This is a genomic window from Coleofasciculus sp. FACHB-712 (genome assembly GCF_014695635.1).
GTDB lineage: Bacteria > Cyanobacteriota > Cyanobacteriia > Cyanobacteriales > FACHB-T130 > FACHB-T130.
This window is the reverse complement of sequence record NZ_JACJOQ010000545.1, coordinates 1-22,581: the sequence shown is the minus strand read 5'-3', so window position 1 is coordinate 22,581 and position 22,581 is coordinate 1. Positions and strand designations below refer to the sequence as shown.

17 protein-coding genes are annotated in these 22,581 nt (G+C 46.2%); 6 read left to right on the top strand and 11 right to left on the bottom strand.

All coding sequences use genetic code 11. The annotated features are described in order from the left end of the window. Positions 1–157: 157 nt before the first annotated feature. Positions 158–1,747 (bottom strand): ADP-ribosylation family protein, encoded by a 1,590-nt coding sequence (locus H6F50_RS19115; protein WP_190429918.1) that lies wholly within the window; start codon positions 1,745–1,747, stop codon positions 158–160. 486 nt (positions 1,748–2,233) lie between these two features. After that, positions 2,234–4,132 (bottom strand): response regulator, encoded by a 1,899-nt coding sequence (locus tag H6F50_RS19110; RefSeq protein WP_190429917.1) that lies wholly within the window; start codon positions 4,130–4,132, stop codon positions 2,234–2,236. A gap of 270 nt (positions 4,133–4,402) precedes the next feature. Between H6F50_RS19110 and H6F50_RS19105 the strand changes: the two genes are divergently transcribed. Further along, positions 4,403–9,142 (top strand): PAS domain S-box protein, encoded by a 4,740-nt coding sequence (locus H6F50_RS19105; RefSeq protein ID WP_190429916.1) that lies wholly within the window; start codon positions 4,403–4,405, stop codon positions 9,140–9,142. Positions 9,143–9,149: 7 nt separating this feature from the next. On the opposite strand, the gene H6F50_RS19100 is transcribed toward H6F50_RS19105, so the two are convergent. The 8 genes from H6F50_RS19100 to H6F50_RS19065 all read right to left on the bottom strand — a co-directional run bounded on the left by H6F50_RS19100 (position 9,150) and on the right by H6F50_RS19065 (position 16,215). Further along, positions 9,150–10,265, bottom strand: coding sequence for an AI-2E family transporter (locus H6F50_RS19100; protein WP_190411785.1), 1,116 nt, complete (start codon positions 10,263–10,265; stop codon positions 9,150–9,152). Between the two features lie 379 nt (positions 10,266–10,644). Continuing rightward, entirely contained in the window at positions 10,645–12,552 is a 1,908-nt protein-coding gene (locus H6F50_RS19095) for an ATP-binding protein (RefSeq protein ID WP_190429915.1), read from the bottom strand. A 68-nt stretch (positions 12,553–12,620) separates the two neighbouring features. Further along, the gene (locus H6F50_RS19090) at positions 12,621–13,523 is read right to left on the bottom strand and encodes a PhnD/SsuA/transferrin family substrate-binding protein (RefSeq protein WP_242029110.1); all 903 of its coding nucleotides are present in this window, start codon (positions 13,521–13,523) and stop codon (positions 12,621–12,623) included. Positions 13,524–13,881: 358 nt separating this feature from the next. Then, on the bottom strand, positions 13,882–14,193 hold the full coding sequence (locus tag H6F50_RS19085; protein WP_190429914.1) for a hypothetical protein: 312 nt from the start codon (positions 14,191–14,193) through the stop codon (positions 13,882–13,884). 258 nt (positions 14,194–14,451) lie between these two features. Then, positions 14,452–14,889 carry a DUF4079 family protein gene (locus H6F50_RS19080; protein WP_190411781.1) on the bottom strand — a complete coding sequence of 146 codons (438 nt, stop codon included), beginning with the start codon at positions 14,887–14,889 and terminating at the stop codon, positions 14,452–14,454. Positions 14,890–15,207: 318 nt separating this feature from the next. Next, a complete protein-coding gene (locus H6F50_RS19075; RefSeq protein WP_190429913.1) occupies positions 15,208–15,594 on the bottom strand; it encodes a DUF1830 domain-containing protein in 387 nt (128 codons plus the stop codon). 42 nt (positions 15,595–15,636) lie between these two features. Further along, entirely contained in the window at positions 15,637–15,939 is a 303-nt protein-coding gene (locus tag H6F50_RS19070) for a hypothetical protein (protein ID WP_190411779.1), read from the bottom strand. 120 nt (positions 15,940–16,059) lie between these two features. Next, entirely contained in the window at positions 16,060–16,215 is a 156-nt protein-coding gene (locus tag H6F50_RS19065) for a hypothetical protein (protein ID WP_190429912.1), read from the bottom strand. Between the two features lie 35 nt (positions 16,216–16,250). On the opposite strand from H6F50_RS19065, the gene H6F50_RS19060 reads away from it, so the two are divergent. The 5 genes from H6F50_RS19060 (at position 16,251) to H6F50_RS19040 (ending at position 22,319) form a co-directional block, all read left to right on the top strand. Continuing rightward, positions 16,251–17,822, top strand: coding sequence for a photosystem II high light acclimation radical SAM protein (locus H6F50_RS19060; RefSeq protein WP_190429911.1), 1,572 nt, complete (start codon positions 16,251–16,253; stop codon positions 17,820–17,822). A gap of 99 nt (positions 17,823–17,921) precedes the next feature. Then, on the top strand, positions 17,922–19,334 hold the full coding sequence (locus tag H6F50_RS19055; RefSeq protein WP_190429910.1) for a DICT sensory domain-containing protein: 1,413 nt from the start codon (positions 17,922–17,924) through the stop codon (positions 19,332–19,334). Positions 19,335–19,473: 139 nt separating this feature from the next. Next, positions 19,474–20,121: a pentapeptide repeat-containing protein gene (locus H6F50_RS19050; protein WP_190429909.1), complete on the top strand. Its 648-nt coding sequence runs from the start codon at positions 19,474–19,476 to the stop codon at positions 20,119–20,121. Between the two features lie 209 nt (positions 20,122–20,330). Continuing rightward, positions 20,331–21,527, top strand: a complete 1,197-nt coding sequence (locus tag H6F50_RS19045; RefSeq protein ID WP_190429908.1) for a pentapeptide repeat-containing protein — start codon at positions 20,331–20,333, stop codon at positions 21,525–21,527. A gap of 297 nt (positions 21,528–21,824) precedes the next feature. Next, positions 21,825–22,319: a hypothetical protein gene (locus H6F50_RS19040; RefSeq protein ID WP_190411775.1), complete on the top strand. Its 495-nt coding sequence runs from the start codon at positions 21,825–21,827 to the stop codon at positions 22,317–22,319. Between the two features lie 4 nt (positions 22,320–22,323). On the opposite strand, the gene H6F50_RS19035 is transcribed toward H6F50_RS19040, so the two are convergent. Next, the gene (locus tag H6F50_RS19035) at positions 22,324–22,539 is read right to left on the bottom strand and encodes an RNA-binding S4 domain-containing protein (RefSeq protein WP_190429907.1); all 216 of its coding nucleotides are present in this window, start codon (positions 22,537–22,539) and stop codon (positions 22,324–22,326) included. Positions 22,540–22,581: the final 42 nt, after the last annotated feature.

The following is a 22,581-nucleotide window of genomic DNA, read 5'->3' as shown; positions in this document are numbered from 1 at the left end:
TATCTTTGATTACAGGTGTCATTGAGGGCTAAAATTAAGGGCTTTAAATGACATCAACGCAAGAGTATTGTTTAAAAGTTCTTTACCCAATACGGCAAGAAATTCGTGCTTTGTAATGCGCGATCGCTGACTATTTCTGGTAGCTATAACTTTATCGCTAATAAATATTCACTGACTGGAGCGATCGCTTTTGAAAATGGACCAATGCGATCGCAGCCAAAGCATCTCGACCGAGTGCGCGGTAGGCAGCATCCAGCAGTTTGGCAGCAGCCGCTTCTCGTTCGGGATTCCCACCGGAAAGCCAGTGCAAGTCCCGACCGAATGCCAGCGCCTCAGCCGGTTGACCCTCGGCACAAGCTTCTAGTGCTGCCACAATCCAGTCTTGGACAATTGGTGCATCCCCTAAGATAGCGATTCTAATTACTTCAAGATCGCGCTGAGGGAAAGTTTCGGCGCTGAAGCCGGGAATTGCCACCCCCGCACCATCCTCAGTCGCAATCCTGGCACCCAGCGGCGGTTGCTTGTAGGCTTTCTCGTACAGACTTCCCATTTCAGGGCGTTCCGCGGTTTCAAACGCCATCACCGCATCGCGGAGTGCTGAGAGTCTAACTCGTCGATGCCGAGAATCGTTGTCATAGCGGTCATATTCCAGCTGAGAGACCGCTTTTTCGATTTGGAAGCGAACCTGTTGGAGCAATGTTTGACAACCGTCATCACAGACGGGAATGCCATCGTTGTTCCAGTAATACATCACACCCGTGGGCAGTTCTCTGGGGTCATCGTACCAAAGACCAAAATGCAGACCATCGCCGCCCCCGTACAGCAAAGTGAGAAACTCCGGCGGATCGCGGTAATAGCGGTAATGTAAGCGATGGTCAAGTTCTGGTATGGGTTTTCGCTGCAAACCTTCTTCACTGAATAAATCAAACAAACCGCAAGGTGTTGCAATCCAGTGCATTTCTTGCCGCTCAATCGGAGTTAAGCTGAGCCAGAAAGCCCAGAATGCAAAAACATGGTCGGGTAAGGTCAAGCCGTGGGTTTGTTGTACCAGCGATCGCACAGGTTCCAACAACGCTTGCGCTTTTTGTCGGGCGTCCAAGCGCATCTGCTCAATCGTGGCAGCATCTGGCAGATTTTCCTGACGCCATGCCATGTATTCCGCTTTCCAGGAACGTTCATTTGCCGCTTGCCACAGATGTCGCCAGATATCCGTCCAATGACCTGAATCATCAGGACATTCTTTTATTTGCTGACGCGCTGCTTTGTAGAATTCTTCGTGCCGATAGGCGTTTGGCGTCCAGCGTTCTGTTTCTGTTTCCCAGCGTTGTTTTGCCCATGAGACACCATGTTCTGCGATCGCGGTAAAAGATGCTTCAAAAGCATTGAGCAAAGTCTGTCGTTCTACGGCAGCTTTCGCCTCAAATTCTTGACGAAATGCACAGAAAGCACACCACTCGGCAACTAAATCATCCTCTGGTCGATCCAACTGCTTTAGCCACCAATTATCAAATTCCTCCTGAAGCATCTGGTCGATATCTTTTTCAATCTCGTCCCGGAAGCGGGGACGGGGGTCTTCACCCAGTAACTCGAACTGCTCTTGATTTAGGGTGATTTCTGCTTTGCGACCCAATATTTCGACTTCAACAACAATCTTTTCTCCAGGCTGCAACTTAACTACCACACCCTGAAAATCACTAAAGGGGCCTGCGGTTATCGCTCCTACGCTTCCTGGTTTGAAATTTTTCATTTCCTCCCTCCTCACAGCATCGCCAAGCGGATGCGGGGTAAGCGCAGCGGTCTTGCAACTAGCACTCCTCGCTTGTCTGAAGTTCTCTTGTCAGGCTCTTAAACCATCTTAATTTTACTCTGATGACTGGCGGCAAATCTAAACTTTTGGGCATCCTTCTGCTAGGCTCGGAATCACTGCTATTGACTTTTTGTTTCCTGTACAGCCACTGACAAGCAATCGAGAATCAGAAATTAAATTTCATTGTTTTATGATTTTTAGGATTGTAATTTTGAGTAAAATCCTCTAAAAATGTTGATAATTAAATCAAATAAAATACAATCATTGGTTTATATAGTTTTAATTTAAAAATAGTTGCATTTGTTATTTTCACTATCCTGAAATTAAAAATTTCTATTAATAAAGCTCAACGGTAAATACTGAAGTGCAAGCATTACGGTAACGCTCCGATCGCATCCTTGAGAAGATTAGCAACTCCAAACTAATTTAAGCGTGACCCATCTCAACAATATTTTCCCACGAGGAAAACATTCGTAGGCAATTTCTACCTTCATGCTTAGCTCTGTAAAGCGCTCGATCTGCTTGATGTAATAAATCTTGAGAATCAACTAAATTAACAGCGCTAGCGATCGCGCCACCGATACTAATCGTAATGGGTAGCAGCAGATCGTTAGAAATCTTGAAAGGGCATTCGGCGATGCAAGAGCGTAAACTTTCACCATACTCTAAACCATTGTGCAGATTCAGTCCCAGGGTGATGCAGACAAATTCTTCACCACCATAGCGATACAACAGACTGCTAGGGCGTGCATTGGACTGTAGTCGTCCGGCGATCGCTTGCAGCACACAATCCCCCACTGTGTGACCATACGTATCGTTCACCCGCTTAAAATGATCCACATCAATCAGAAATACACACAAATAACGGTAGCGAGTATTCGCATCGCGGTTGCCGACTTGCCGCAGCATATGAGGCAATGCCTGATCCATTGCCCGCCGATTTAATAAACCTGTTAACTGATCGGTCAGCGACAAAGATTCTAGCAATTCATTACGGGCAGTCAATTGCTGATTCGCTTGTCGCAGTGCCTGATTCGCTTCGCTCAATTCTTGCGTTAACCGCTGCAATCGCAATCCCGCGCCCACCCGCGCCCTTAATTCACTCATATCAATTGGTTTTGGGAGATACTCATCAGCGCCAGTATCTAAACCCTCCACCCGGTCTTTTACATCCCCACGAATCGTCAGCAAAATAAAAAATGCCAAAGATAATTCTGGATCGGATTTAACCTGACGGCACACTTCCAGCCCATTGATGACTGGCATCATCCAATCACAAATAATTAGATGAGGGTGTAGCTGCTTTGCTTTCCTTAATCCCTCTTCACCATTCGCCGCTACTATGACTTCATGACCTAGAAGTTGGAGTGAGTTTTTGACGACTAACCGAACGCTAGGATCGTCATCAATAATTAAAATTTTTGACGTGGAACCAACCTGCGTCCCTCCAGACCGATTGGCGTGAAGAAGGACTGGAGTTTCACCCTCCACCCTCTCCCAGTCAATTATCTCAAACAAAAAAGATTGAATCTTTTGGAAATGATTTTCTATTTGAATTACCAATTGAGTCACTTCCTTAAAGTTTTTTTGTTGGCTCTGAAGTTCTAATCGGTCGGCTAAATTTTTTAATTTGTTGACGCCAACATTCGCACTAGCACCCCGAATTTGATGGGCTTTATGTTCAATCGCTTCAAAATTCTTAGAAAAAGTTGCTGATTTTATCGATGATAAGTTTACTTTTGTATCTTCTAAAAAGGCTTGTAGAATTTCGTTTCGCAATTTCAGATCCCCCAAGGTTATATCGTCTAAGCGATTTAAATCCACCCAGTCATTGACGCTTGACTCGTCCGGGTTAGCACTGGAGTCAACGGGAATAATTTTACTTGTTAAATCTATAGATGAGGAGGCAGATGAGGATGCGATTGCCTGCTTATTTTTAATAATAACTTCAATCCAATTTTCTAATTTAGCTGCCAACTCTTCCTCACGAACCGGCTTAAGTAGATAATCATCCATGCCGACCTTTATACAGCGCTCCCGATTTGCTTTCATGCCGTTGGCAGTCATTGCAATCAAGATTGTCTGTCGCGCATCACCTTCTAATTGACGAATTCTTTGTGCAGTTTCATAACCGTCTAGTATCGGCATCTGGCAATCGAGGAGGATTAGGTCATATTTTCCTTGGGATCTCATCCATAATGCTTCTTGACCATTAGCAGCAACATTTGCTTCATACCCTAACTTCTTTAACTGTTTAAATACAACCGTCTGACTCACAAGGCTATCTTCAACTAATAGAATTTTTAGGTATTCTTGCTTGGTCATAGAAATGATGAATGATTTCACTCTTGCCTAAATGAGCGGAAATTTATTGTCTGTATAATTACTTACATTAGCAGGCAATCTGGAACGTTCCAGCAGTTTCTTGCAATCGGCATTTTTGTGGATGTTAACAGAAAATTTGGGCGATCGCTCTTAGGGAAGCCATAACGAGGCAGGAGATATAGCGATCGCCCTCGATTTGAATAACTTTACAAATATGCATTGCTTTGAATACACCTGTAAAAATTAGAATGCTACCCTTCAAAAACGTAGATGAAAGCACCTTTACCCGAAAACGAACCAGAACGGATTCAAGCGCTACAGCAGTATGAAATCCTTGATACCGCCGCAGAACAGGCATTTGACGATCTGACGCTTTTGGCTGCACACATCTGCGGTACACCAATTGCCCTCGTCAGCTTAGTTGATACGGATCGGCAGTGGTTTAAATCAAAAGTTGGCATCACGGCTCAGGAAACTCCTCGTGACATTGCTTTTTGCGCCCATGCTCTCCTGCAAACCGACCTATTTGTTATCCGCGATGCATCCACTGACGAGCGATTTGCCAATAATCCCCTCGTGACTTCCGATCCGAATATCCGGTTTTACGCGGGTGCTACTTTGTTAACGCCAGAAGGCTTGGCACTGGGAACTTTGTGTGTGATTGACTCCGTACCGCGAGATTTGAGTCCCCAACAGCGGGTGGCGCTGCAAGCACTCAGCCGGGAGGTGATGACGCAACTGGAGTTGCGACGGAATAATCGTGAATTGGCACAGGCGATAAAACAGCGCGACAAGGCACAAGAAGAACAGCTTCAATTCTTCACCCTGTCTCTAGATATGCTGTGTATTGCCGGGATGGATGGCTATTTTAAACGTCTAAATCCATCATGGTCAAAGACTCTCGGCTTCACCAATGAGGAACTGCAAAGCCAACCGTTTATCGAATTTGTGCATCCAGATGACCGGGAAGCAACGATTGCCCAAGTGCAACAACTTTCTACAGGTATAGATACAATTTCTTTTGAAAATCGCTACCGCTGCAAAGACGGCTCTTATCGATGGCTGTTGTGGAAAGCAACGCCCTTGTCTGAACAGCAAGCGATTTACGCAGTCGCTCATGACATTACCGAGCGCAAGCGTCATGAAGAAGAAATGCGGAATACCCAGACATTTCTGAACTCAATTGTCGAAAATATTCCCCACATTATTTTCGTCAAGGATGCTCAAGAACTTAATTTTGTGCGTTTCAATAAAGCGGGTCAAAAATTAATTGGTCGTAACCCTGAAGAGTTGCTGGGAAAGAATGACTATGACTTGTTTACCAAAGAAGAAGCAGATTTTTTCACCGCCACCGATCGAGAAGTGCTGGCAACCGGAAAAATTTTAGATATCCCAGAAGAGCGGATACAGACAAAAGATAAAGGTTTAAGAATATTACATACTAAAAAATTACCGATTTTAGATGCCCAAGGAAACTCACAGTATTTATTAAGGATTTCTGAAGATATTACCAGTCGCAAGCAGGCGCAGGAGGATCTGCGAAAAAGCGAAGAATGCTTCCGCTTAGTCGTAGAAGGGGTCAAAGATTATGCAATTTATATGCTCGACCCCAAGGGATATATTGTGAGCTGGAATGCGGGAGCAGAAAGGATTAAGGGATATCGAGCGGAGGAAATCATCGGTCAACATTTTTCTTGTTTTTATGAGCCAGGAGAAAATCAACAAGCGATCGCGCAAAGCGAACTAGAAATCGCGATCGCTCAAGGGAATAGCGTTGCCGAAGGCTGGCGCGTGCGGAAGGATGGTTCGCGGTTTTGGGCGCACGCTGTCGTAACCGCCTTATATGATGACGCTGGAAACCTGCGCGGATTCTCCAAAGTGACGCGGGACATTACCAACCACAAAAGGACACAAGAAGCATTAGCGCTGCAAGCCCGTCTCGCTCACTTCCGCGCCGAGGTGGATTCTGCCCTCACTCAAAGCGACACCCTGCAAAGCATTTTGCAGCGCTGCACCGAGGCAATGGTGAAGTATTTGGACGCAGCATTTGGGCGGATCTGGACGCTCAACCGGGAGGAGAGGATGCTGGAACTGCAAGCCAGTGCTGGGATGTACGCGCAGGTTGAGGGTTTATATCGCCGCGTTCCGATCGGCACCCTGAAAATCGCCAAAATCGCCCAAACTCGCCAACCCTACCTAACCAATTCTGTCGTAGACGATCCTCAGATTCTGGATAGAGAATGGGCGGTGCGGGAAGGAATGGTCGCCTTCGCTGGATATCCCCTGATTATTGAAGGCTCTGTAATGGGAGTGATGGCAATATTTGCTCGTCAACCCCTCAATGAATCTGTTCTCCAGTCGCTGGAATTTGCAGCGGACAGGATTGCCCTGTGGATCGAGCGTAAACAGGCACAAGAGGAATTAAAGCGGCAGAACTTGCGATCGCAATTATTTTCCGAAATTACCCTAAAAATTCGCCAGTCCTTACAACTCGAAGAAATTCTTCAAACCACCGTTACCGAAGTCAGAAAATCTCTCGCGTGCGATCGCGTAGTGATTTATCGTCTGGCAGCCGATAAAACGGGTACCATCGTCACCGAAAATGTCGTTTCTGGTCTGCCCGCCTTATTAGGGCAAACTTTCAGTGCGGAAATCTTCCCCGAAGCTTACCATGAGGACTACTGCCACGGAAAAATCAGGATTGTGGCTGACGTAGAAAATGCTGAGATTTCACCGTGTCATCGGGAATTTTTGCAGCATTTGGCAGTCAAGGCAAAATTAGTCATCCCGATCTTGCAGAAAAACGAACTTTGGGGACTGCTGATTGCCCACCAATGCACCTCACCCCGACAGTGGTCTAGCTTTGAAGTCGAACTGCTGCAACAACTCGCAGACCAAGTCGGCATTGCCCTGGCTCAATCCCAACTCCTAGAAGAAGAAACCCTCCAGCGCCAGGAACTAGAGATCGCCCGTCACCAAGCTGAGTCAGCTTCTCAAGCCAAAAGCGCCTTTTTGGCAAACATGAGCCACGAAATCCGTACCCCCATGAATGCCGTTTTGGGGATGACTGGGCTGCTTTTAGACACGCCCCTGACTACAGAGCAAAAGGATTTTGTTGAAACGATTCGCATTAGTGGAGATGCCCTGCTGTGCCTGATTAATGAGATTTTGGACTTATCCAAACTAGAGGCTGGAGAGATGGATCTGGAAGTTTTAGACTTTGACTTATCTACTTGTGTAGAAGAAGTCTTAGATTTATTAGCTCCCCAAGCTCATGCCAAGGATCTGGAAATTGCTGCCTTGGTCTATCGCAACGTTCCTACCCACCTCCAAGGCGATGTTGGTCGTCTGCGACAAATTCTTACCAACCTGATTGGCAATGGCATTAAGTTCACCAACGCCGGTGAAATTGTGGTGAGGGCAGAACTACAATCAGACACCTCCCCCAATTCTCTTGGGAAGGGCGAATCAGAGGACGTGGTAACGATTCGCTTCTCTGTCACCGATACGGGCATTGGCATCACCCCAGAAAATATGAGCCAATTGTTTCAACCCTTTTCCCAGGTAGATTCCTCTGCCACGCGCCAGTATAGCGGCACCGGCTTGGGACTGGTCATCTGCAAACAGCTCGTCACCTTAATGGGAGGAGAAATTGGCTTTGAGAGCCAACCAGGGAAGGGAAGCAAGTTTTGGTTTACAGTGCCTTTCAAAAAGCAAGCGGAACGGATAACACCACCCATCCAAACTTCTACCAATCTAGCGGGACGGCGTCTGCTAGTAGTTGATGACAATGCCACGAACCGCAAAGTGGTTCGCTCTCAGGCGGCGCACTGGGGAATGCAAGTAGATGAGGCGGATGGTGCTGCCGCCGCCATGAGAGTTTTGCAAGAAGCTCTGGAGTGGGGAATTCCCTATGATGTGGCGGTGATTGATATGCAAATGCCCAATGTTGATGGCATTACTTTGGGCGAGCAAATCAAAGGAAATCCCATGCTGGCTAATTTACCCTTGATTATGCTCACTTCTGCCGATCAGCGAGGGGAGGCGCAACGGGCGACGAAGGCAGGATTTGCTGCCCATTTGATTAAGCCAGTCAAGCCATCTCGCTTATTGGATACCATTGTCTCCATCTTGGGGAAGCAAGAGGAACAGCGGGACAGAGGCAAAGAGGTAGGCAAAGAAGTAGAGGAGAAGAATTTTTCACCCCAACCTTCCCGAATTCCAATTCCCCAAAGCAAGTTGCGAATTTTGCTAGCTGAGGACAATCTGATTAATCAAAAAGTTGCCCTCAAGCAGCTAAATACTTTGGGTTATGAAGCCGATGTCGCTGCGAATGGGAAGGAAGTCGTAGAGTTATTGGAAAAAATTCCCTATGACTTAGTTCTGATGGACTGTCAGATGCCGATTCTCGACGGTTATGAAGCAACGCGAGAGATTCGGCGGCGACAAGGAGAAGGTTCGCGCCGTACCACTGTCATTGCCCTAACCGCTAACGCGATGAAAGAAGACCGCAAACGCTGTCTTGATGCTGGGATGGATGACTATTTGAGTAAGCCAGTATCAAGGGAACAGTTAGCAGTGGTAATTGAGCATTGGACGAAAGTCATTTTTCAGGGTGCAAATGCCAGCAGTGGCGGTATTGCCACACGGGAAGATGTAGAAACGCGATTCTCGTCTTTACAAGATTTAGTGGATTGGGAACATCTGCATCAACTTTCTGAGGGAAGCAGGGAGTTTGAGTTGGAACTGTTGCAAATGTTCTTCACGGAAGTTCAGGCTCATCTAGAATCGGTGAAAAGAGCGATCGCTATCAATGACTTTGATAGTCTTGCAAAAGAAGCTCATCACATCAAAGGTGCGAGTGCCAACGTCGGAGTAGAGGGGATGCGAAGCAATGCCCAAAAGCTGGAGGAACTCGCCTCCCACTACCAACTTGCAGGAACGACTGAGATAGTATCTGCGTTAGAAACAGCGCTCAGCCGCATTCAATCTTGGGTTAAGGAAATTTAAGGAATTGCTAATTGCTAGGAATTCCCCTTTGCTCCTCTGTGGTGATAACGACTTCCTTCGCAAAAGGGTTGTGAAAAAACGATCCGGTTTGAGGTGGCAGCATGGGATCGAGGACAATTTCTGCAAGACTTTTCCCGACACCTGTTAGGGGAATTGCTAGAATCACTCCTAACAATCCCCCCAATTTCGCTCCGAGTAGGAGAGAGACAAAGATAATCACTGGCGATAGACCTGTCAAATTGCCCATAATTCGGGGTGCGACCAAATTATCTTTTATCTGCTGAAGTGCGATCGCTATGGCTAAGACTTGCAGCGCCTGAAACCAATTGATAAACGCTACCACAATCACAACCGTGGCAATTCCTAAAGTTGCTCCGATAAAGGGAATGATTTCCATCAACCCAATAAAAACCGCAAATACTAGGAAGAATGGCACGTGCAATGCCCAAAATGCGAGGGAAAGAGTCGTTGCCATAAACACACCCAATAACACCTGACCCGACACAAATCGCTGCAAATTTCGTTGCAATGATTCTGTCAAACCATCTTTAATTTTGGATGAGAAAATACTCGTCAGTCCCCGCCAAACTCGCTCACCATCAATGAGCATATAAAAAGAAATAACGAGAATTAGAATTAAGTCAAAAAACCAGTTAAAAGTGCCTAATACTAAGCCAAAGCCTCTGGTCGCGATCGCTTGGGCTTGCGCTTGTACTCGTGCCAACAACTCAGAAGCCAAAATTCGCACGTCAAACGGTAAATTGTGTTCGGCACTCCAAGCTTGGAAGGCGGCTAATTGCTGTTGTCCAGACTCTAGGAGCGAAGGTAAATTTGTCACCAATTGCCGCCCCTGATTAAACACTGGCGGTACTACAGTCAGGCCAATGAGTACCAGAGTTAAGCCTGCTATTAAATAAACTAAGATTGCTGCCACACTCCGGGGCAAGAAAGTTTGCAAAACGGCAACAGCATAGTTAAGAAAAAAGGCAATCAGTCCGGCTGTGAGCAAAATGCTAATCAACTCACCCACATATCTCAGAGCCAAAATCGTCACCCAACCGCTTGTCAGAACGAGCAGCCAAGTGATTAGAAACTGTTGGAGGGGTGAAAAGGCACGATTCATCTTTGCTCTATCTCAATGGGGGAGAGTGGGTCGTAGGACTCCTGCTAAAGTTATTTAGAAAAAACTTTGCTTTCAAGACAGCAGCCGCTCTTTGGGGGCAAGCTGTGAAAGTCTTTGCAGAGGATCTTAAACAATTTAACATCCATCTGCGAGGCAACGATAGAGAGGACGGGGTTTGCGCGTGAAGCGATATACTATTTTGTTGTTTGTCTGCAACAGATAAACTTCTGCCTCCTTTTTTGTAGCCTTAGCAAAGGGATGCGCTCTTCACAGCGAAAGCGAGATCCCGGACTTCGGAAGAGTTGCCCTAGGATCTCGCTTTCGCTGGCATCTCACAACTCAAATCGGATTGCTATAGCAGTTCTTTTAAGAGCTAACGCTAGTTGTGAGTTTTTATAGGCAATGCGATCGCAAACTCTGTTCCTTGTCCAAACTCCGAAATTACCTCGATTTTCCCCTTGTGCTTTTCAACGATTTGGTAGCAGATGGAGAGTCCTAAGCCAGTGCCTTTACCTACCGGCTTCGTTGTGAAGAAGGGATTAAACAGCTTGTCTCTAATTTCCAAAGGAATTCCAAAACCATTATCTCGAATTCTTACCCGAATATAGTTAGACTTGAACCGTTCCGTGTGAATCAGAATCTGCGATTTTTCGGTTATTATTTTTTGATTTTGGATGAGAAATCCCTTGTTTATTGCTTCCGCTTCTTCCTGTCTCTCATTTTTGCTCTTGGTCTCTTCCAAAGCATCAATTGCATTACTGATAATATTCATAAATACCTGGTTGAGTTGAGCTGGGTAACACTCAACGAGAGGCAAATCTTCATACTCTTTGATTACCTCAATTCCCCGCTTAAGGCGGTGATTGAGAATCAACAACGTGTTTTCTATCCCTTCATGGATATCGACTGGTTTCATCTCAGATTCATCTAGCCGGGAGAAGTTTCGCAAAGACAAAACAATTTGCCGAATACGTTCAGTGCCCATCTTCATAGAAGACAGGATTTTGGTAAAATCTTCCGTAAGGAAGTCCACGTCAATTGCTTCAATCTCGTGTTGAAGAAGAGGGGTAGGGTGAGGGTACTGCTGCTGATACAGATGTACTAAATTAAGCAGTTCTTGCGTATAAACGTTAGCGTGTTCCAGATTACCGTAGATGAAATTGATGGGGTTATTAATTTCATGAGCGATACCTGCAACTAGCTCTCCCAAACTGGACATTTTTTCAGTTTGAATGAGTTGAGATTGGGTTTGTTGGAGTTCTTGAAGCGCTTGTGTCAATTCCTCGGTTCGTTGTTCTACTCGCTCCTCTAGTGTCTGACGAGCTAACTCTAGTTCGTGGGTATATTCTCCTACCCACTGCACTAGGCAATTTAGAGAGGTTGCTAATGACCCCACTTCATCCTCAGTGGTAACTGGACTGCGGAGGTCAAAATTAGATTCTTGAGTGATGGCTCTGGCAACTTGAGTGACTGCTTCGAGGGGACGAGCGATCGCACGAGCCGTAATAATCGCCAACGCCACCGCGATCGCCACTGACAGCAGCATACTCCCAACAATAATTTGCAGCCTTAGTGTCTCGGCTTGCCCAAGCTTGTTTTTTGCTTCTATCTGTTGAGATTCTGCTGTCTCTTTCAGCCTAGTTAAACTCTCTGCTAATCGGTCGAAACTAACAATGATATTAGTCGCTGTTTTGCTTGTGATAGAATTCAAGAACTTTTGCTGCGCTACCGAAATTTCTTCTGTTTTCAAGTTAGCTGGATCAATCTGCCGCCAGAGAAACTTAATTAACTGAGTGTAGGATTCGGTATTGGTTTCATAACCATTCAATAAATTCTTTAAATCTGTAGGCTTTGTTGCTAAATTATCGGGGTAGCTGTCTATAAAAAAGTGGAATTCTGATAATATTGTCTGGCTCCGACTAACACTTGTAAAAAACTTAGCAGTTTCGTAGTCAAACCAAATTGGTTCTCCTAGTACAATAACCAGCCGCTGTGGGTGCGCTCGCAGTTCACCAACAGCATTTTCTAAGTTACTGAGGAGATTTTGCTGCTTCTCGGCAATTATTAGCTGCTTTTGAGCCTTCTTTTCGTAATAGTCTCCGCTAATTAGACCAATCGTTGTTCCTAAAACCGCTATGCCGATAGCCAAGGAATAACCGTAACCAATTTTTTTGGCTATACTCAAGCGCGGAATGAAGCGTCTTACCCAGTTTGTAGAAAATTTCAAGGTGTTCCCTTGGTTATCTAAGTTAGGCTTATCTGCAACCCCATGTCTTTTGAGATCCATTGAGGAAAGTCTAGAGGTTTAAAAAAACAAAAAAAATATCCAAAAATAGTCGAATCAAGCGATTAAAGCTATTGAACAAAACTACCTTGTCCAATAGCTTTATAGACCTCGCGAATCATATTGTAATCAGCATCATTCGCCGGAACTATCTGAGAGCCTTTGTACTTACCTTCCTCGACGGATAAAAGACTTTGAATTAGTTTGTCCTGATTTTTAATTGCGCGATCTCTCATCTCTTTAACGAATTCAGGAGCGAGCTTACTACTAGCAACAAATAAGTCCTTGGGGAGAAGCGGCCCTTTCACGATTAGCGGTAACTCACTCTCAGATAAGCCTTCATCTTGGAGGAATTTCTCATACTTAACAGTAGACCCTCCCCAAGCATCAACCTCACCTTTTTTCAAGGCGGGTAGTCCCTGACTTCCTAACATGAGGATTTTTAGGTCAGATTTAGGATCTAATCCAGCATCAATCAAAAACTTGGTGGGACCCAGATAACCGCTGGTTGAGCCTAACTGCCACATGGCAATTTTTTTACCTTTTAACTGTGCTACTGACTCGATCTTGCTGTTAGCAGAGACACAGATAGCTGCATGGTAGTTTGGTCGAGTGATGCCGATGACAGGAACCGCATTTGTCCTAGCACGCATGATTACATATTCCGAGGGGCCTGTGAGAACAAGATCCAGCTGATCTGACTGTAAGGCGGCGGCGGCGGCGATGTATGTTTCAACGGGAACAAACTCAAGTTTCGTTTCCAGTACCTCCTCTAGTGCCGTCCGCAATCCCCCATAATTACGCTGCAACTCTTCAAGGCTCGGAATCTCGGTTACTGTAAATCGGAGCTTTTCAGGGAAATTTCTGGCATTTGAAGGCGAATCTCTATCATTAGGGTTACTTGCTGCGGTACAGCTTGTGATTAATATTAGGGAATACCAAAAAAAATGGCGTCGCCGCATAATTTTTGCCAACAAACAAATAGAAATAATTCTAACTAATTAAAATTAGATTTTGGTTAAGAATAGGTCGTAAGCTATTTAACTCTAATCGTAGAATAAAAAATTAACTTTAAAAGTCTTATAAAAAGGTTTGTCGTTATTAAAGTTGCAGGCATAAGCGGCTGATTTTCTTGCAGAACGCGAGATTAAAGCCGCCCATATTTCTATAAGTATTAACCTTGGCGATAGCGAAGCGCCGACCTGCCGGTTCGCGCTTGTCTTACTGTAGGCGACGATACGACTTTATGGCGAGAGGAATGCGATCGCTTACACAAACCTCGTGTAGCGACTCCATCGCACGTTGTATTCCTTTGCAATTTCTAAAAGCCGATTACCACAACGCTGGCACCGGATCTTCTTCGGGTGGTAGGTCTACCTGCGATGGGGTATAAGGATTGCTGCGGGTTGCAGGTTGTTGCTGTTGCGTTACTGGAGGGGTTGTTGCCGTAGGGGTTACGGTTGGAACTGGGCTAACCGTAGTGGTCGGTGTAGGAGAGGGCGATGGTGTTGTCGTTTGACTACCCGCAGGAACTACTTGCCCCGCACTCTCACTACCGAGGGGGAAGCGCACGCCCACGATACCGCCTAAAAAAATAGCAAGAGCTACTACGAAAATCACGCCTGGGATTATTTGATCGCGCATCGCTCAGCGGTAAAGGCTTACTTTAATTCATCTTAGTCGAGTCAAAAACCCTAAGCTGTTCGCTTAAGGAAATAACTTTGTGTATTTTCACGAATTTTCGGCTAGTGCCACTCACCCCACCGACGGATTTCCAGCCTGCTCCGTGAAAAAGCACTGTAGCGGCGGGGGTTCCCCATCCATGCTCACAGGCTTTGCGAAGAAAGATGGTTATCTAAACAGCATAGACTTTAGTCTGTGACCATCCTAGTAAGGTTAAATCTAGGGTAAATACTTTTGTACCACGCTCCAGCCGGTTAACGAAACCCAAGCTAATCCTACGAATAACACTAGATTGGTTGCAATATGAACCGAACGCGCCCAAGCTCGGTTGGGATTAATCAGAATTGCACTTCCCGCTGAGAGCAACACTAATACAACCACTGCCCACCCGGCAATCCAGTGCGCCGAGTGAGCGAGGCTGCCATAATGACCTAACGTGCCGACAATCCCAATGGCGAGCAGCAGCAAGACGAGAGCCACGAGAATTGCGCCAGTGGCGTAGTGAAAAAGACGCAACCATCGCGGTTGCGAACTTCTTTGCTGACGAGCCGCAAACATCCAACTGCCAGTAACTCCCAGCAATAGGTAGGCTAATATCGACAAGCCCATCGACCATGCAGCAATTTTCCAGAGCCAGAGAAAAGAAGGTAGATTCACTCGTTACTTACTTACATTCAGCTACAGCAGCATCTACTTTTCATCTTAAGCTGTTCGCTTGGTGCAATAGCAATCCTACTTTTAGCGGAGAGATACCAGCCCTTCAGCTCCCCGACTTCGGAAGAGGTGCCCTAGGATCTCGCTTTTACGAATCATAATAGGACTGCTAGATCGCTGAGAAAAAAGAATTTGTCTATCTACGTATACGAGAATTAACCAGTTAATTTCCCTAAAAGCTAATCGCTAATCGCTAAAAATCCTATAAAAAAGAGCTGTCGCTTATGACAACCCTGAAATTACTGAATTTTTTCAGCAAAACTAGCCAATATAAGCGGTTGTTAAAGATTCTACGGTTTCTAAATTTCTCTTTTTCTGGATTTCAAGCTTTCGGGTATTATCGTTGTTTTCTTGATCGTGTAGGTCGATTGTATTCAACTCAGAATCATTGCCTTCACTGATACACAAGCGATCGCAGGGAATGGTATCTGAGAGGATGGCACTTGCCATCATCCCTGTATGAATTTCCAGATTCGCTTCGGGCATTGCTTCAAACACTAAGCGTTGTCCTGGAAAGACAACGCGCTCAAAGTACCAGTTCGGAACGTTAGAGATCCGAGCAATTTGAATGTGGCTTGTAGCATTAACGTAGCAGCACAGAATGCGATCGCTGTTACCAGAAGGAAGGGGATCGAGTATTTGAGCCATAACTGCTGAGGAGCTTTGCGCCACTGCCTAGGATTACCATAACTAAGCTAACATTCGGCGATCCCGGCTTGTTGTAAACACGAATACCAACTGAATATTCTGGTGAGATATCCCCCCAAAGTTAGAGGAAAAAATTCCCGTTTTAGTAATTTTTGCTACTGGCGATTGTAACGGCAATTTTCCGTGCTTAAGCTTCCGACTCGCACTATGACTCCCGGTAAAAATACCTCCCTCACGTCTCATGCCAGCATTGCCAGATGAAAATGCAAGCGAAGCCAAGGTTTTTCCAGGATAAGCAATGAATTGGTGCTGAATTTTGACTTGTTGTTGAGAACCGGCTGCCACTAGAGATCGATTTTGCAGTGTTCGGCTTTCTTTTTTGGCTCCAGAACCAAAATCAGGGCAAGACTGAGGATAGTCAATGTTATCGTAAAGTTATATAAAGACCTTTCAGAATCATTTCATTTATAGATACAGAGGTGCTGCTGTCGCCAGTAAGTCCTGCGGGTCAATGGCGGATTCACATCTAGTCGCTAAAGATACCAAACATGGCTCGAATCCTGAGAGCAAGTCATAGCCAGAATAATTTTTGAGAAAGCGATCGCATTTGTCGCTTTCCATCTCAGTAGTAGTAAATTTAGATACAAAAAACCACGATGAATAATCGAATTCTCTACGTCCGTCTCCCCTGCAACCCGATTTTCCCTATCGGAGTGGTTTACTTATCCGATCACGTACACAAGCAATTCCCAGAAGTCGAACAGCGGATCTTTGACTTAGGAACCGTGCCGCCTCTGGATTTCACTGGGGCGTTGGATACGTGTGTTGATGAATTCAAACCCACATTGCTAGTATTTTCCTGGCGCGATATTCAGATTTATGCGCCCGTGGGCGGCAGAGGTGGCAACCCACTCCAGCACGCCTTTGAGTTTTACTACGCCAAAAATCCGCTGCTGAAATTGCGCGGGGCACTGGGAGGGTTGCGCGTCACCACGGCATACTACACCGAACTGTGGCGCAACCTGGGATTAATCAAACGGGGACTCAAACGCGCTCAAAAATATCATCCAGAAGCCAAAGCCGTTGTCGGTGGCGGTGCTGTGAGCGTATTTTACGAACAACTCGGTAAGAGTCTGCCATCCGGGACAGTTGTTTCGGTGGGTGAAGGCGAAGCGCTGCTGGAGAAAATGCTGCGAGGGCAGGATTTTCGGGATGAACGATGCTATGTGGTGGGAGAGACAACGCCACGCGATCGCATGATCCACGAACGTCCTACGAATATCGAAAAAACCGCCTGCAATTACGACTACATCGAAACCATTTGGCCTGAGTTTCAATATTATCTGCAAGACGAAGATTTCTACGTCGGCGTGCAGACAAAGCGCGGTTGTCCCCACAACTGTTGTTACTGCATTTATACAGTGATTGAGGGCAAGCAGGTACGGATTAACCCAGCCGATGAAGTTGTCGCAGAGATGCAACAACTTTATAACCGAGGGATTCGTAACTTCTGGTTTACTGATGCTCAGTTTATCCCAGCTCGGAAATTTATCGATGACGCCGTTGAGCTATTGCAGAAAATCCTCGACGCTGGGATGAAAGATATCCATTGGGCAGCTTATATTCGGGCAGACAATTTAACGCCTGAGTTATGCGACTTGATGGCAAAAACCGGCATGAACTACTTTGAAATCGGCATTACCAGCGGTTCCCAAGAACTTGTGCGGAAGATGCGGATGGGCTATAACCTGCGAACCGTCTTAGAAAATTGCCGCGACTTAAAAGTAGCAGGTTTCAACGATTTAGTTTCCGTCAATTACTCATTTAATGTAATCGACGAAACGCATGAAACGATTCGCCAAACCATTGCCTACCACCGGGAACTAGAGCGGATCTTTGGTGCAGATAAAGTCGAACCGGCAATCTTCTTTATTGGCTTACAACCTCATACTCATTTAGAAGAATATGCCTTCGATCAGAATGTCCTTAAACCCGGATACAATCCCATGAGCATTATGCCGTGGACAGCCAAAAAATTACTTTGGAATCCAGAACCCCTCGGCTCATTCTTTGGGGAAGTTTGCCTGCAAGCATGGCAGCAAAACCCCAACGATTTCGGGCGAGAAGTGATGAAAATTCTAGAGGAAAAACTTGGTTGTGCCGACTTAGAAGAAGCCCTTGCGGCACCGATTCAGCCAAAAGAAAAACACCTAGTTACGGTATCTTAGCTTCATAAATAGCTAAGTAGCGATTGCCCACCCTAGCCTGCATTGCTCTTCTTCGCTTGCTCTTTGCGTCTTTGCGGTTCATTTAATAAAACCAAAATTATGTTAGAAGGCTCCATTCTGCAACAGCTAGAAGTTGCCCACAGATCGAGTAAAAGACCAATTCGATTTGGGGTGTACTACAAAAACACCCTCGTTGCCCTGTGCCATGCGCTAGAAGACCACATCTTAACGGAGGACAGTTCTCCCTTGACCATTGCCGCTTTTCAAAGAGGCAAATGGTATCTGCAAGAAGCCGATCGCTATGGAGACATCGCACAGAAAGCAGGCCAGATCGCGATTATGGCGGCGTCAGATTCGGGGTTTACCGAACACCCAACTAGCCAACGCCCAAACGTGGATTTAGTGGCCTTAGATCCCTCCGATCCGGTTGCCCAAGAGTGGCACTTAATCATCTTTTCGCCGACATACACGGCGATGGTGCTGTGTCAAGAGCTTTCGGAAGAAGATTATGGTGCAGCAGGGCTACCCGCGTCTGACTTGGAGCGCAAATTCTATGGGCTGTGGACGTTTGAGCCAGAGTTAGTGAAAGAGACGGTGGATATAGCGATCTCCCATATTGGTCGCTACAACCCGGAACTAGAGAAAAAACTCATCGCCTGCAAGGAGTCCATGCAGCTCTCCTTAGGAACCCCTCACAATCTCGGTGCAGTGGTGTCTTCCGTAGTGGAGTATCTCCAGCATGGGCAAGATGATATATCAACCGGCACCAATCTAGACATCCCCGCCGGATCTCGCCAACAAGCGCTGGATCGGAACTTAGTTTCCAACGAAATCCAGGCATTCTTGCGGATGGCGCAACTCATGGATATGGCAGATGTCACTAACCCAATGGCAGCAGCAGAAGTGGTAGCGTTCTCCGAAATGATCGGGCAAATGCTCGATTTACCCGCTTGGCAGATGAAACGCCTGCGCCTTGCCGGGTTGCTGCACCGCATCGATCCGTTGCAGGGGGCGGAAAGTGTATTGGCTGCGGCTAAGTCGAGTCGCTACGACGAGGAGGCACCGAGTTGTGCGCTGACTTGTCCGTTGGTCCCAGGAGCGCAAGTATTGAGAAGAATGTCACAACTGCGGGCAGTTGCCCAAATCGTCACTCACCAAACCGAGTGGTGGAACGGGACGGGTGAGCCAGCCGGGTTAGCGGGTGATGAAATTCCCTTGGAATCGAGAATTTTGGAATTAGTCTCAGACTTTCAGTGGCGACTGGCGCAAGCAAGAAATGCCAATCCCGACAGCGAAGAGAATTTATCCAAAGCTTTAGAAGAGTGTCGGCAACAACAGGGCGATCGCTTCGACCCTAAATTGGTTGAAACGCTATCACTCCTCGTTATGGGTATGCAACAGGGTTTGACTCTACCTGTCACGCCAAGCAAAGTGACAGCGGGAATGTGGCTCTTGGATGCAAATCTCTATGCCGGTACAGCAGTGCAACCTTCATTAATGGGGAATGGGTAATGAAAGTGATGAGTTATGAGTTTTGAGTGAAAAGAGAGCTTTTTAATGCCATACTCAGACGCGATAACCGCAAGCCTTTTACAACTTAAAACTTTTTTCCTCATTAACAATCCTTCAATTAGCAATTAGCAATTAGCAAATGGACATTGAAGCAATTCGCTCCGGCAAACTCAAGCAACTGCCAGGTACAGATTTAGAAGACGAAGATTTTTCAGGAGTAGATTTGCGAGGTATCAATCTCGCCGGTGCCAACCTCGTCGGCACAAATTTTAGTGGCTCCAACTTGGAACGCGCCCGTCTTGATGGTGCAAATTTAATCGAAGCGCAACTTGTAGGTGCTGACTTGCGGGCGAACCTGCTGGGCGCTAACTTGATGCAAGCTGACTTATGCGGTGCTGACTTGCGCGGTGCAAATTTGCGAGGCGCTAACTTGATGGGCACAAAGCTTACCCAGGCATCTTTTGCCGGTGCTTTCTTGAGCGGTGCTAACTTGATGAGTGTTAACTTGCAAGGCGTGGATTTGCGGAGCGCTGACTTGCGGGGTGCTAACTTGAGTGGTGCCAATCTGCAAGGTGCAGACTTAAGCCAAGCGGATTTACGGGGCGCTTTGCTGAGTGAAGCGAATCTAGAAGAAGCAGACTTAAGGGGTGCAAATCTTGCCGGAGCAAATTTGACTGGAGCAAATTTGCTTTGCGCTGAGTTAGATAGTGTTAACTTGACTGGCGTAACTTTGGATCGAGCTTGTTTGACTGGAACCTGTGCGGACAAAATGGCTTCAAAAGCCTGATCGAACTGGTATCAGCAGTTCTTAGTTGACTCAGACAACCTAGCAAGAACAGCCCCCTTTTCTACCAGGGAAGGGGAGCAAGCTCCTCTCCAGCCGAAAAAATTATTCCTTTTGCCTCTGTTTTAGGGGAGGATTAGGGAGTGGAGACGATGCAGGGAAACGAAAAGTTTGCGCCTTGAAAAGCTTAACTTCATTTGTGCATTGCGGTGATGATCGACGAAGCGAACCGACTGCTGAAACAAGGAATTGAGCAATATCAGACGTATGTAGAAACCAAGGTTCTCGCATCTCTACAAGCGGCAATGCAGTCTTGGCAACAGGCACTCAGTCTCTGTCGATCCACCAGCGAGGATAGTAGAGTTGAGGGAGCGGCTTTAGGGAATTTGGGGGCTGCGTATAAAGCTTTAGGAGATATACCCCAAGCGATCGCATTCTATCAACAGCACTTAGCGATCGCTCAACGCATCCAAGACAGGCGCGGTGAGGGAAATGCGCTCTCGAATCTGGGAAATGCTTACTACATTCTCGGTGAGGATGCCAAAGCGATAGAGTACCAGCAACAGCGATTAGCGATTGTACGGGAACTCCAAGATCGTCCAGGTGAGATGCAAACGCTCTCGAATTTAGGGGCGGCTTATCATTCTTTGGAAGAATCGATAAAAGCGATTCTCTGCTTTCACCAGGCAAAAGCGATCGCCAAAGAATTACAAGACCTTCGAGGGGAAGGTCAGGCGCTTAAAAATCTCCGACTTGCTTACACCGCCCTCGGAGACTTGCAGGCAGCTCGCGATTACCAGCAGCAGTATCTGACAATCATAGGGGAACTGTTGGCAGCAGCCAAGGCAGATGACTTCATCAGCGGCGCGAAGATGCTGGGCATCAATCCATCTGAGGATTTTGCAGAAGCCGACTTGAGCGGTGTGAACCTCCGCAGCGCCAACCTCCGGAATGCTGACCTTAATCATACCAATCTCAGCAATGCCGATCTCACCTTTGCCGACTTAAGCCGTGCCAACTTAAGCGGTGCTAATCTTTCCCATGCCTGCCTTTGTAATGCGAATCTGCGCGATGCTCATCTGTTGCACGCGAACCTTACTCAAGCAGATTTGCGGACTAAAATGCCCCGTGCTAATTTAACCAGTGCCAACCTTAGCGGTGCAAACTTAACCAGTGCATACCTTCCCAATGCCAACTTGACGAATGCCTACCTAAAGGCTGCCAATCTCAGCGATGCTGATTTAAGCGGTGCTAACTTGAGCGGCGCAAATCTAAAAGATGCTGAGCTTAAGCGTGCCGATATCAAGGGTGCAAATGTGGAGAATGCTTTGTTTGAGGGGGCTTTGGGGCTTTCTGAGGCGATGAAGCTCGATCTCAAGCAGCGAGGGGCAATTTTTGAGGAGAGCTAGCGATCGCTAGCCTAGCTTCACCACTCCAGCTATCAAATCAGCCACTAACCGCAGCATTTTTAGCCACTGTAAACCCATCAAACTTTCTTGAATCACTGTTTCAGCAACAACGATAAGATTAAACTTTCATCTATCTACCAATCTTTTTCTGCATAAATATTAAAAATTTTAAGTCTTGGTTTTTTATATAAATTGTCCAGATTTAATCACAAATCACTCCAACGATTAAACCGCAAATATTTGGTTGTTATTATAATTCAAAGAAAGCCTTGATTATTTTTCATACTTGTTAAGCGGATGTTTCATTCAATAAATCCAGACAACAATTTTAGGTTAGACGGCGTTTACACTTGTCCAGTTTGTCGGCACGGTGAGATTGCAGCAATGCCGTTAATGGAGGCATGGGCTTGTAACTTTTGCAATCATATTTTCACTGCCGATCCGATTCAACAATCTGTAAAAATGGCAGATAGCGCATCACCAATAACTTGGCGCTGGAATGGTCGAACTTGGCAAGGTGCCCATCGTAAGGGGAATGAGTTGGGTTGGGGTGTTGGGTTAGCAGCAGTTGCCTTAGTCTTATTACCGACTACCCTTGTTGCCTTGTCTACCTACTTTTTTCCCCCAATACCCGGTACTCCCTTATCTTGGGTGCCTACTCTTTGGATTGGGTTAACCTTTTTAGCTCATCTTGCTTTTGTCGTAGATGTTGTTGTTGAGTATTATCAATTCCCAGTCTTTGCTTATGTCAACGCAATTCGACGACATCTGTTAAAAGGAACAAATTTCTAAATTCCTAGGACTCAACATTGTTCAACTCAACCTCAACAGTTCGTTTCCCCACCGTTACGCGATCGCCAGAGACTAACTGTCGTCCTCGCCTGGTTTCCAGGGTGCCGTTAACTAGAACAAAACCCTGTTGAATCAAAAGCTTAGCTTGCCCACCCGTCTGCGCCATCCCTACCCACTTTAAAAACTGATCGAGCTTAATTGTGCTGTCATTTACCGCCATAAGAAGTGTTGCACTCCAACGTAACCGTATTATGCTGAGGGC